This is a genomic window from Proteus sp. G2618, assembly GCF_009915995.1.
In the GTDB taxonomy this organism is placed as follows: Bacteria; Pseudomonadota; Gammaproteobacteria; order Enterobacterales; family Enterobacteriaceae; genus Proteus; species Proteus terrae.
In genome coordinates this window covers 216,912-231,562 of record NZ_JAABNI010000021.1, presented here as the reverse complement: position 1 = coordinate 231,562, position 14,651 = coordinate 216,912, and the positions used below count along the sequence as shown (strand labels likewise).

The following is a 14,651-nucleotide window of genomic DNA, read 5'->3' as shown; positions in this document are numbered from 1 at the left end:
TCGTGCGCTGAATATCACTTTCAACACTATTACCTTGAATTTGGTTTTTCACTTCATTAGCAAAATAAGGGGCGGAACCATTAGCAATCGCGATAACAATATTGTTGCCCATTACACCTTGCGTAAATGCGGTAATAGCTTGAATTGCACGGGTATATTTACCGCCCGTACCAAAGTCGGATTGGTTAGTATAATCCTGTAAGGCTTGCTGGAAGAGGTGATTCTGAATATCACGTTCAGTAACGTTATCGTTAGTTTCTGAAAGGGCTTGATAGAGATTGTCGTAAGCGGTATCAGAAAGATTATCGAGTTTTGAATCAGCTTTCGCTTGGTTCGTACCACGAATAGTGTCCACCGTGGTGGCTAAGTCGATAACCTGCGCCCCAATTTCGCCCACCAACTGTTGTTTTTGTTGACGGTTTTGCTCTTTTTCTTTGTCGAAGATTTTATTTAACGTGCTGTGAGCATTATCGGTATCTTGGCTTAATTGCGCGATATCTTGCTGTTGATTATCGGTATCACGCACTATCCATGTTGCCAGTGCATCAGAAAGGTTATTAGCAGATAATGCGGTTAATGTATTTATTACAAATGAATATAAATCCAACTTAGTCCATAACTGACTATCAGTGATAAGAGTATGAATAGGTTAGGGTTATAGGTTAGAACACACTACACCCTCTCTTACAAAACTGGACCGTTGTGAAGTGGTCAACTAAATCTGGGCATCAGAAAGTGTGTAAGGTAAATACACCGAATTATTTACAACACCTGTAAGTTGACGATTAAAAAAGAAATCCCAACACTTTGAAATACTTTCCACCGTTGGGATTTTCTTTAAAACTCATCAATAAGGCATTCCATACGAACCTTCTAGTGATTCATATAACTTTACCGCCACGTCACCTTCCGCAATATATTCAACATCAATGGGTTCTAGCTGAATTTGAGGATTAGTATAATCTGCTTCTAAAAATTGACGATACTGTTCCAGCACATAAAGAATTTGTTCAATTGTGAGTATAACCTGCTGTTCAATTACATACTCACAACCGATAAAAACTTTATCTTGTACAGCTAAAACCCAATGGGCGTTCCCCATACCGAAGCAACCATCTGCTAATTTTCCTTCAATAAAATCAGAAAAATTTCTTATCCAAATATCAATTGAGTTAATAGAATATTGGATATCATCGGACAACCAAGCAGCTATTTCACAAACTCCATAACCTTGTTTTGGTATTCTTCTAATATCTTCATTAGTGTTCATACCAGATGGAGCATAATGTTGATGGAATTGGCTCCATCTTAAGTATATTTTTCTGCTATACATATCATTGTTTCCTACCATTATATACTGGCCAAGCAGTTGCACCTGTTCCATCGGGTTTTCCATAATACCCTTCAATTTTAACTCCCGAGGACGATACCCCTTGCCATACTTCCTTTCTAAGAGAATCTGGTGATGAATTTTTAAATGCACTCTCTATTTCCTGAGCGGTTTGTCGCTTAGACCAATGTTCAGGGAAAAATGTTGTTTCACTTTGCTTTTTTATCCATTTTCCTGTTACTTCATTTCTTACTGATATATACCCTTTTGAGACACCATTTATATCTGGTATAGCTGTCCATTTATCAACCCTTACATTTGGATCTCTTAAATAATGGCCTCCACCTGCTTTTTGAAAACCATTTTTATATACTTTTACTTCTCCATTAAGAATATGATCCATTCGTATATAGGCTGTTTTGAAGTCATTGCCACCTTGCTCCTGAATTAATTCTAAAGGCGTAGATGATGGTTTAAAATCATATAGATATTCACCGCCTTCCCACTTCGGAATTGACTGCCCTCCTTTAACAAATGCCAAATAGGTTTTTGCTGCTATAAATTGAAGAGCTTTCGCTGTTGTAGTCGGTGGAGTACTTCCCACTATTTCAGCTGCTTTTTCTAGTGTCATCTCTTGTTGTGTTAAAAACACATCAAGCGGTATACCCGTAATATTTCCCCATGCAATCATTATCCCTAAAGCCGGATCTTGCCCCTCTGGGTGGACTCCTTTCGTCGCTCTTGTTAACGCAGTATTGATGTCCTCTATACTATTATCATTTTGTGCCATCGAAATAGCCAGTGATGACATGGCTTGCCCATAATCGGCCATTCCTGAAGGTAGATCTTTAGGACCAAATACATTATTCTCAACCACCACTTTCCCTGCTTGGGCGGCATTGGCAACGCCTGTACTATTATCGCTGATTAAACCGCCGACAATCCCAGAAGTTAACGTTGCCCATGCACTTATATTCTGCTTTTCAGTCTCGGTGAGTTCTTCAGGGGTTTTGCCATAAAGTGAGTGCGATAAAATACCCACTGTTTCCCCTGTCATTGCGCCAGAAGCTTGCACTACTGCATTCTCACCTTTTGCCAACGCAAGACCTGCATTGAGTAATCCGTGCGCTATCGTGCGCTGAATATCACTTTCAACACTGTTACCTTGAATTTGGTTTTTCACTTCGTTGGCAAGATAAGGGGCTGAACCATTAGCAATCGCGGTAACAATATTGTTGCCCATGACACCTTGCGTAAATGCGGTGATGGCTTGGATTGCACGGGTGTATTTACCCCCCGAACCAAAGTCGGATTGGTTAGTATAATCCTGTAAGGCTTGCTGGAAGAGGTGATTCTGAATATCACGTTCAGTAACGTTATCGTTAGTTTCTGAAAGGGCTTGATAGAGATTGTCGTAAGCGGTATCAGAAAGATTATCGAGTTTTGAATCAGCTTTCGCTTGGTTCGTACCACGAATAGTGTCCACCGTGGTGGCTAAGTCGATAACCTGCGCCCCAATTTCGCCCACCAACTGTTGTTTTTGTTGACGGTTTTGCTCTTTTTCTTTGTCGAAGATTTTATTTAACGTGCTGTGAGCATTATCGGTATCTTGGCTTAATTGTGCGATATCTTGCTGTTGATTATCGCTATCACGCACTGTCCATGTCCCTTGTGATACCGCAGATTGAGTGGTGTTTTCAGCGCTATCACTATGGTTGCCTGCCATAGCTAATGCATGGCCCATATTCGCCAGCATATTCCCTTCAACGCCACCTGAAGTACTTACACCACCAGATTGATGCTCAACTTTATATTCTGCGTAATTATGGATATCACTAAAGCCTAATGTACCTGTATCTAACTGATTATTTTTTGCATCAGCTTTACTGCTGATCACCGCACCATCAAGCTGGGTATGTTTACCCACGGTAAGATCAAATCCTTGATTGCCTGCAAATAAGCCGGTTTGTTCTTCCACTGAACGGTATTTACTGTCCATTTTATCGCGACTAAACGAGATATTGGCTGAACCTCCCGGTGTGCCCATCACATTGACACTACCACCCACACTTTCGCTCGATTGCTTCGATTTGTAGTCATCAATGGATTGCTGGCTTTCAAGATGTAAATCCCCACCCACTTTCGCAATAACTTTATCACCTTGAGCTTGTGCGCCTTTTAGGGTTGTATCTTGACCACTTTGTAAGGTGAGAGTTTGCCCTGCATTTAGCGTCGTATTGGTGTAATAGGTGTGATCGCCCTCTTCAAATCCCTTACCTCGACTTCCATTCGCATTAATGTTAACGCCAACACCGCCAGAGCCCACTGTCACACCAACGCCAACAGAAGCGCTTTTACTTTCGTTTTTACTGTCTGTTGTTTCTTGGTTTTGTGCTGACTGTAAAGTGATATCGCGGGTAGCTATCAACGAGAGATCGTTGCCAGCTTGCAGTTCACTGCCCGTAACAGTGATATCGCCTGTTTCTTTACCTGTTGCAGTGATAGAGAGGCTTTCACCTGCACTTAAACTACTGCCTTGAGCAATATTTCGTTGGTGTATGGTTTCTGATTCAGACGAGCTTTTACCATAAGAAACATTAGCGCCAATTAATGTTGTGCTTTCATTATCTGTACCTGATTGGGCATTATCTAACGCTACAGCACCCACTGCTTGAGCCCCCGAAAGCCCAGCTTTGATACTTTGTAAGGTACTAATTTGGCTATCGTCAGTTTCTTTGGCGGCTTTGTATCCCGCAATAGCGCCATTGATAGCACTTCCTGCCGTACCGCTTAGGGCAACCGTCACACCACTTTGTTTACTTTTGGTTCGACTTAATTCGGTATAGCTATTTTCAGAAGAAGAAATATCAACAGAATCCCCAGTAAGAGATATCTCCTTTTTGGCAATCATTTCGCTGCCATCTATAGTGAGATTATCACCCGAATTTATGCGAATATTGCCCTCGGTACTGCCGATTACACTGCCTTTATAAGTAATCGCATCACTGTTATTCAGTTGTTCAAAAGTTGATTTTCCGACGGTAAAACCAATACCGCCAGTACCACCAATCCCTGATTTTTTGATCTTTTCTTCATAAGATTGGAACTCTAATTCTTGTGCCGTTGTTAGTGATAATTGATTACCTGCATCAAGATTAATATCTTGTGTTGCTATAATTTCACTGCCTTGTGCCGTTAAATTATTGCCTGCAGAAACCGAAATTTCATTCCCTTTTAATAGAGAGCCTGTTGCTTGTTTATTATGAATTTCAGCATGTGTCGTGCGTGTTTCCGATGAACCAAACGATTTGTCTTTTGTGACACTATGGGCAATTTGATCAATTGAGGAGTAACCACTATTTAGCGAAATATCATTACCTGCATGTAATCCTAACAGTCCCGTGGCTTGAATATCTGTTGCTGTAAGATGAATATCCTCACCTGATTGCAATGTAATATCACCCGCATAAAGGCGAGAGCCTATCTCTTTTTGCGTCGTTTTATGCAGATAGTTTTTACTATCCCAATCTATATTTTCTTGGCGAACCGTATTGATAGTTCCTAACTCAATATTTTCACCTGCATTTAATAAAACTCGACTATTACCACCGGCTAAAATATCTGTTGCCGTCAGTTCTAAGTTACGTGTTGCCTTTAATGCAATTTCGCCATCAGGCTCAGTTAAATAAATGGCAGCACCACGATTTATCCATTGATTAGTCTCGTCACCCTTTGTTGTCGCAGTACTAATAAGAGAATCACCGGCTTGCAAATTAACGCGACTCTGCCCTGCAATTTGGCCGCCCTCATTTTTAATATCATGCAACGCTGTTAAATCAACCGTCTTTCCTTTTATAAGACCTTGGTTTATTAAATTATCTGTTGATGCTTGTAATCCATTTTTACTTAAAATAGTACCTTGGTTTTTCAGCTCTGGAATATTATTTAAAATAACTTCACTACCTGAAAGCAATGCGCCACTATTTTGCAAATCACCAGGTAATACTCTGGCATAAACTTGTGGCACCAACACTTTTTCAACGGAACCATTAGGTAAAGTGATTTCCCTGCTGTTTAATAGCACCATATCAGCCGTGATCATTGCCATTTGTTCTGGTGTTAGTGTTACACCCGGTTTAATACCAAACTCTTCACTAAAACGAATACCTGCATCCATCAATGCATGATATTGTTGCTCATTATCATTATGCCCATCTAAATATTGATTACCCGTTAATTGAATAATTTGATCGCGTACTATGCGTTGTTCATAGAAACCATCACCAATACGTTTATGTGTATTATTGTGATCAACAGATAATGCATTCTGCATATAATCTGAGCTTAACCACTCTCTTTTATTGGTAAAACGAGAGTCTGTTTCAACAATATATTGGCTATCTGTTCCTTTATTTAAGTTAAATAAACGATTCTCAGGTAATTTCAATATTGGTGCTACTGTTTGAATATTAACCTCAATAGTTTTATTTTCTGTTGGTTTATCTAATTGAGGTACTGTAATAATTTTACCAATAGGCTGTTGCACTAAAGGCTGTTTATCTACATGTTTTATTTCAGGTAGGATTAATTTTGGCTGATTAATTTCAGTTTGTTTAATTTCAGTAATAGAGACTTCATTACCTACTTTTAAAGCTTTATTTTCAGCTGTTTTTTGCTCAATAGTTCCATCAAGTTTTTTTGTCTCTATCTTCCCTGATAAGATAAAATCATTTTGTTCAGTCAATAAATTATCTTGATGTTGTGTTAACGACAATTCATTAGCTAATTTCTCGGTACCTTTATCTAAGGTAATAGAAGCAATATTTTCAGTATGAACATCAATACTCTTTTCTTTAATAGTTAGAAGACCAAGCCTTGGCTTAGCTGATATAATAACTTCATCAGTTTTACTTGCTTCTGGACGTTTATCTGACGTTTGATTACTGTTTTCTTTATATTCTAATAAGCCCAATGGCAAATCAGTAACCACTTCAAACGGCCCATATTGAGAATGTGAAGTCGAGCTACTTTTTTTCTTACCTCCTCTACGCTTACCTGGGCGTTTATGCTTTATTGCTGTACCTTCATGGTATTCAATATGTTGCCCAGCAGTTTCCTGATTATTAATATGCATTCCATCAATAATCAGTTTTCCGCCAGCAATAATATGGCTATCTATATTATTTAAATTATCACCTTTTAGAGTGATATCTTTGCCCGCTAATATTAATGCGGGATCACGGTGTAATAATTTAGATTCTTCTGTAACGATATTATATTTAAATTCATAAAAATCTTTATATTGTCTACCATTAACATGTAATAAATGTTCACGCGTATTGATGTTGTACCAAATTTTTTCATCATCAGCGTCAAATTTATCACTACTGTAATCAACACCAAATTGATACATTGGAATTTCAGACACTTTTTCAGGATCACTTATTTTTAAATAGAGATCACGATTATTAATTTCTGAAATATGGGCAAACAAATTCCCATTTGCTTCAATTGATGCACTTTCATTATTAAGGACATCAGCAGCGATACTTTCTGGCAGATTTTCGGTATCAAAACCAGCAATTGCCATATCATCGCCACTATAAATCAGGGCATGATTACGATTATTTATCGTATTACTGAAAAGTTGTAAATTTTCACGAGATGCTAATACTGGCGCAATCTCATCAAGTTTCGCACTATTATCAAATTGCTGACTTTTTATATAAATATTATCGCCATATATACGACCACCAACTTGGTTATAGATTGTCGTTGCAATTAAGGAAAGTTTTCCCCCAAAGGCATCAATCAATCCTGTATTGTGCAGATTATCTGATACTGTAATCGCTAGATTTTTAGCACTCACTTCACCATTACGTTTTTCATACTCATCAGCACTTCTTGCAATACGTGCTGTAATGATCTCATTATTTTTTACAGGTTCATAATTAGTAAAGCTTGTTGCTTTCAGTGAAAGTTGCTCACCTGCATAAATAAATCCACGATTATCAATTCTTTGTTCTGAAGAAAATATTAATGAGTCTTGAGCTTTAATTGTGGCATTTTCATCTAATACAAAAGCATTCTTGAGCTGAATTTCACTGTTACCTCCCGAGATAACGTCACCATCGCCGGTTAAATTTTCAGCCCATAAGCGAAGCTGTGACGTTGTAGCTAACAGCCCTTTTTTATTATCAATGGCTAAGTTATTTTTTGGTGATCCACCTATAGTTAATTCATTTGCAGAAATCAAACCACTTTGATTATTTAGTTTTTCTGCTGGTATTAATTTTAATAATTCACTCGCCTGAATAACACCTTGATGGTTAAGGAGTTCATTAGTTGAAATATGAATATTACTTGCCTTTAGTCCTAATTCATCATTTTGAGTTTGTTGGTTATCTAGTTTCTGAGCATTGAGGACTAACAAGCCTTGAGATTGAACTTGCCCTAATTGGTTATTAAAACCTTGCTCCAACGTAATATTGGTATTATTTCCGCTAACAATACTTCCGTTTTTGTTATTTACACTATTTCCTTGAATAACAAAATCTTTTTTAGATAACAATGTTCCTTGTTGATTATCTAATGCTTGTCCATTTAATTGAATATTAAGCTTTTCAATTGCTTGAATATAGCCTTTTTGATTGTTTAAGGTGCCAATATTTAATTGTGTTTCCGTACCACTAATTACGTTACCTTTAGTATTAATTAGTATTTTTTTATTTGTATTTACTGATAGCTGATTATCGGACTGTAATAATCCTTCTGTATTATCTAATTTTTGAGCACTAATTTTTAAAGTCGATTTTGCATATAATGTACCTTGATTATTCTGTAAATCAGCACTATTAATCGTTACCGAATTATTTGCAGTAATGCTACCGTATTGATTATCTAATATGCCGCTTTTTAGCCAAATATTATTAGAAGAAACTAAATTACCTTCACGATTATTGAATAGAGAATCACCATGATTTATTTTTAATAAACCCAAAGATGAGACTTTTCCTTGAAAATTATTTAGTTGGGAAGTTGTTAAATCTGTTTTTCCCCCAACAGTGACTAACCCCTGTTGGTTATTGATTTTTTCAAGGCTAGTTAGATCTAAATTTCCGACTACTGAAATTAATCCTTCCTGATTATTAAGTTGTTTAACTTTCAGGTTAAGATCATCTTTAGCAACAATACCTGAAGTTGCTTTATTATCAGTATTCTTTAATTCGCCATCAGCATAAATTGTTAATGCTTTTTCCGCATAAATCAGACCTTGATTATTATTAACATCTTTTGTTTGTAATTTCAGCTTATCACTATTACTTGCAATAGTGCCTTTTGTGTTATCGAGTTGTTTTGCTGTAATATCAGCATATTGATTAGATGCAATCTTTCCGAAGTGATTAATCAAATCACCACTATTTATAACCAGTTTAGCTAAGGTACTTATTGTTCCATTTTGGTTATTAATTTTTTGTTGTTGTGCTTTAATGATTAAGTCATTTTTCGCAGTAATTACACCTTTCTTGTTTTCAATTTCTGCTGTGGTCAGATTTAACTTACCATATTGACTACCAAGCTGTGCTTGGTTATTAATCAATTTACCACTTGTGATATTAACGTTATCGTCCGAAACTAATCGTCCTTGAGTATTAATTATATCACCCGTTTTTAGTATCAACGGACCTTTACTAATAATACCTTTAGTCAAGGTTTGGCTATTATCTAATTGATTACTTTGAGTATTTAATGAGAAATAGCCTGCCGAATAAAGTGTCCCTTTTTGATTATTTAGTGCTTGTGTTACTAATTTAAGGCCATTAGATTGACTGGCAATTTCGCCATTTTGATTATTTAATCCAAAACTATTAAGTAATAGTGATTTTGCAGAAAATAGATATCCAGACTGGTTATTTAATTTTCCCGTATATAAATTAAGTGTACCTTGGCTAATCACACCTGCATTAGATAAAGAGTTACTATTATCAAATTCATTATCATGAGTGGTAATAGTTAGATTATTATTAGCACTAATTAATCCATTTTGATTATTAATAGCCAGACTTTCAATAGAAACACTCTCTTGCAAGCTCCCTATTTTTCCTTTTTTATTATTAATATCTTGAGTAAAAAGGGATTGCTTTGCTGTCGATATTATTTTTCCATCTTCATTAATAAAATCACCTACATGGATCGTTAACTCTCCTTTGCTAATAATACCGCCACTCTCTTTTGTGTGACTATTATCAAAATGTTGATCATGAGTGTTAATTTCTACATTTTTTATCCCCGTGATTAAGCCTGAATTATTAATTATTTCACCACTATTGATAGTGATATTGTCAGACTGGCTAACTATTACACCCTGCTGATTATCTATTTTCTGTTTGTGGGTATTAATATCCAATAAGGAAAAAGCACTTATTAATCCTGAAGAATTAAATAATGATTGACTGTTTACTATTAATTTTTCAGCTTGGCTTGCTATTGTGCCTTGCTGATTATTAATTTCATTCAAAGATAGCTGATTATCTTTTTTGGCAATCAAACGCCCCTGTTGGTTATCAAAATTTTTCGCTGTAATTTCAATATTACCATGGCTAATAATACCTAGCTCATCAACTGTTTTATTATTACTGAGTGACTCTTTTAGTATTATTTTGAGTTCTTCTGATGCGTAAACTAATCCTTTGTTATTATTAAGCTGATTTCCTGTTAAGGTTAGATTATTTTGTAAACTAGCAAGTTTTCCTTGTTCACTATTTAATATATTAAAAGTTATCTTTGCTAAGCCTTCAGCACTTAAGTTACCTTGCACATTAAAAATATTACCTGCATTTAATAATAGATTTCCTTTGGTTAAGATCCCCTTATTATTCTTAGTATCGCTGTTATCAATATCATGATCTTGAGTATTAACAAGCATGTTTTTAAGAGAATAAATCAACCCAGATATATTATTTATAGCCGTTGAGTCTACCGTTAACATGCCATTATCAGCAGATATAATTCCATTATTATTAATTATTTTTTGCTGATGAGTATCAATATTCAGGTCAGTTTTAGCAATTAAATGACCTTTTTCATTATTTAATTCACCACTTTTTAAGATAATATTATTTTGACTAACAATACCACCATTTTGGCTAGTATCAGTATTATTAATACCATATTTATTGGTATCTAATTCTAAAGTACTTTGTGCTGATATAACACCATAACGGTTATCAATTTTATAGGTATTTAGTGTTACTGATGATTTTTCACTCCCTAAACGCCCTTTGTAGTTAATTAAATCACCCTGAGATAAAATACCGACACTATTTTTCCCAATAATTTCGCCTAATGTATTATTAAATTGGCCATTATTTTCAATCCTAACACTATCACGTCCTTCTATTTTTCCTTCTGTATTATCTATATTATTATCGGAGGTTACCGTGATAGCTTTATTTGAGGAAATCTGCCCTCGAGCATTATTTAAGCTGTTTGTCGTTATATCTAAAGAATGAGTGCTGGATATTTGACCTTGTTGGTTATTTAAATCTCCATCACTCGTAATATTAATTGTATTTTTACCAACTAATTTACCTTTAGTATTATCTATTGCACCGCTTTCAATCGTAAGGTTATGCTTACTAAAAATTTGGCTACTATTTTGTTGGCTTTGATTACTTAAATGTTCACCTTGTGTATTAATAGTAATATCATAAGCACTGATTGAGCCATCATCATTATTTATTGCTTTACTAGTAATAGATAAATTATTATTTAGACTACCTAAAATTCCTTGTTTATTAATAAGATCACTACTTTCTAATATTAATTTTTCACCAGAAACAATACGCCCTTTGGTGCTATCAATATTTCCACTAGTAATAGTTAATAACCCTTGTGCTTCAATACCTTGGTCGTTCTCTTTCGTAAAGTGATTGGTCAATTTATCACTTAACGTTAATAGCAAATTTTTAGAAGAAAAGAGATGGCCTTGAGTATTATCTAACGATAATCCTTTAAATGTTAAACTTGATAATTCACTAACAATTTTACCTGTATTGTTTTTTACAGTTTGGGTGGTTAAATTTATAGCTTGCTTAGCAAGCATTTGTCCTTTTTGATTATCAAGCTCTCCACTCTCTAGTGTTAATTTTCCTTGACTAACAATACCACCACTCTTTTTTGTCTCACGATTATTGATTATTTGCTGATGGCTATTAATTGTTAAATCTTTACCTGTAATAATTAACCCTTGTTGATTATTAATTTCACCCGTTTTTAAATCTGCACCTTCAGTTAAACTTATTTTCCCTAATTGGTTAATCAAGGTAAATTTACCTGTGTTCAGATCTAACGTTTTTCCATCAATAATACCTTGCCCGTTATCTAGCCCTTCTGTTGTTAACAATACGGTTTTTCCGCCAATATCACCTTTATAGTTATCTAAAACACCCGTATTTAATTGTAGTTTTTGACTGGCCTGAATACCTTGATTATCTTGTGTATCCCGATTAATAAGCTTTTGTTTATTAGTATTTATTGTAATATTTAATGCGTGTATTAATCCTGAAGTATTATTCCAGCCTTGAGTCTCAGCAGTAAAATTCGCCTTAGTTACTATTTGACCTTTTAAGTTATTGACTGTTTTTCCTTGTAAGTCAATTGTTTTTCTGGCATTAATAACGCCTTGAATATTATTAATATTTCCTGTTAGTAAATTTAATGCGATACGGCTAATTATGCCGCCTGAATGCTGGGTATTTTGATTATTTAATGTATATCCTTTGGTATCAATCCACATGTTACTTTCAGATTGGATACTACCTTCACTATTATCGATACCTTTTGCTGTAAAATGGAGCGTATCTTGAGCAAGAATAATGCCTTTCTTATTATTCGCCTCGTTACTCAACATTATATTTAATGTATTCGCACCAATTTCACCTTGCTGATTGTTCAATCGATCTGCTTGGATTTGACTATCTTCAGACGTAATAATCTTACCTGAATGATTATTCAGCTCATTCATTAAGGTAAGTGAAATATTTTTTTCAGCCTGTACAAGACCTTTTGAATTATCTAATTGACCTGCATCGATTTTATTCTGAGCAGTTGCAATTAATTTACCTTCAGTATTGATCAAGTCTTGTTGCGTTGTTATAGCAAGATCATTATTTAATGTTCTGATTTCGCCTTGATTATTATTAATTATACTTGCTTTAAGCGTTAACTGATCTTGAGTCTGGATTTTACCTTGTTGATTACTGAGTGTTTGTTTAACTGTAATAAATGTTGTCTTATCTCCTGTTTGCTTTAAGGTCGCATTATCATGATTCAGATTAGTTGCAGTAATAGTTATATTATCAGCCTGCGTTGTTGCATTTTCTAAATCAAGCAGTTGACCTTGTAAAGATAAGTCTCCTGCTGATAATAATGTTCCTTCTCTTCCAGAAAGATGCTGGGTTTCTATAGCTAATAATCCTTGTTTGGGTAAAGAAATAATACCTTGCTGGTTATTCAGTTCGGTTGTTTTTACAATTAATTGATTACCTAAACTTTGAATATTTCCTTTTTGGTTTTTTAATATTTGGTTGTTAAAAGTCAGCACACCTCGTGCGTTAATTTCACCTTGTTGATTATTTAACTCATTTGCATTGAAAGATAACTCACGAGAGCCTGTTTGTGTAATTTTCCCCTTGGTATTATCAATCAATTGAGGTGCCATAAGTGAAACCGTCTCACCTTTAATTTCACCGTGACGATTTGAGATATAAGTACCCGCATCAAGCACTATATTTTCAGCATTAACCTGAGCTGAGTCAGAAGTTACGTGGCCTTCTGCCGCTTTTACTTGCAGTGATTTACCCTGAGTATGACTATTTGAAAGATCAATACTCTTAGCATTAAAAGCAATATTACTACTACTTAAATGTTGGCCCGCAGAATTTAATTCGTCCTTTATATTTAATGTCAACGTTGCAGGTTTTGAGATATTACCTTTATTATCAACGCCAGCACCTAACTGGCTTTTTTTCTCTGCCAAATAGTTTTTAGCATCAATCTGAATATTTTCTTGTGCAAGAAATTTACCTGCTTCCGCTTGAGAAACAGTTCCTTTTGCATCAACTTGAATATTATTTTTAGCTTGTAACGTACCACTATTTGCTAAATGGTTTTCAACAGTAACATTTAGGTTTTGCTTACCAACGATAGACCCCTGATTGTTAAGGCTCGTTGTTTTTATATCTAATTCTGAATAAGATTGGATTTTACCACTATTAACTAACTGCCCATTTTCATTAAGAGTTAAACCACCAATATCAGCACCAATTTCTCCAGCATTACGTACACCTACACCATGCTCAGTACCAACAAGCTTTATTTTATTAGCATACATACCACCAACCAGTGCAACATCGATTGCATAGTCAGTTTGTTTTTCAGCTTTATCATCCTGATTTACAATATTACCTTCGTTATCTAATATATTTTTCCCTGTCGTAATTTCTAATTTATTAGCTTGAAGACGTGAGTTTACTTCTACCGCTCGCGCTAAAATACGCGTGTAATCACTCGCTGTATCATTTAATCCATTTCCTGAAATAACAATTTTACCATTGTTAATTTCATATCCAGTAATTGCACCATCTTGCGTTAGTGCATTACCGGCAACTAATGTGGTATTTACTGCATTAATAAAGCCACAACCTTGGCAACTGATCCCTGCTGGATTCGCAATAATAATTTCAGCACGTTGACCTGCAACCTCAATAAAACCATTTAACTGGCTCGGATTTTGGCTATTAATTTCATTTAAAATAACTTTAGCTTCACCATTAACGAGCCAAGGATTGCCTGTTATCATTCCTGCTAACTGAGTTTGCGTATCTTGCAAGCTGTTATTTAAAATTGCGCCCTTATTATCGACATCAAATTGTGTAAATTGGTTACGAGAAACACCATGTTGATTCGGTTGCTGAATGTTAACTTGAGCAAGCCCATTACTTGTTTGTAATACCGTTGCTTGTTGATTTTGGGGCGCATGTTGATCAGCAATAATTTGACTTGCTTGTGCTGAAAAACTCACTAATCCCTGCATTAGCAGTAAAATAAAGGCCACACTATTAAGTGATGTACGAATAGGCGATGAAATAATATTATTTCGTTTATTATTTTCACCACTTGATTTAGTTAATTCAGAAACGACAACCATTAACTGTCGTGTACGATTATAAATAACGCGATAACATAATTTATTCATGTGTTAGATCCTTGCCATCAAAACAACAAAATTTTATTTAATTATTATTTTTTATTTAATATT

General features: G+C 35.1%; 2 protein-coding genes and 1 pseudogene. All 3 read right to left on the bottom strand.

Translation table 11 applies throughout. From position 1 onward, the window contains the following. Nucleotides 1–607 (bottom strand): annotated as a pseudogene (locus tag GWJ01_RS11870) (hypothetical protein); the annotation flags it as partial. Nucleotides 608–847: 240 nt separating this feature from the next. Further along, the gene (locus GWJ01_RS11865) at nt 848–1,384 is read right to left on the bottom strand and encodes a hypothetical protein (protein WP_226893907.1); all 537 of its coding nucleotides are present in this window, start codon (nt 1,382–1,384) and stop codon (nt 848–850) included. Continuing rightward, the gene (locus GWJ01_RS11860; RefSeq protein WP_161711117.1) at nt 1,335–14,588 is read right to left on the bottom strand and encodes a hemagglutinin repeat-containing protein; all 13,254 of its coding nucleotides are present in this window, start codon (nt 14,586–14,588) and stop codon (nt 1,335–1,337) included. Before GWJ01_RS11860 ends, GWJ01_RS11865 begins: the two co-directional genes overlap by 50 nt. Nucleotides 14,589–14,651: the final 63 nt, after the last annotated feature.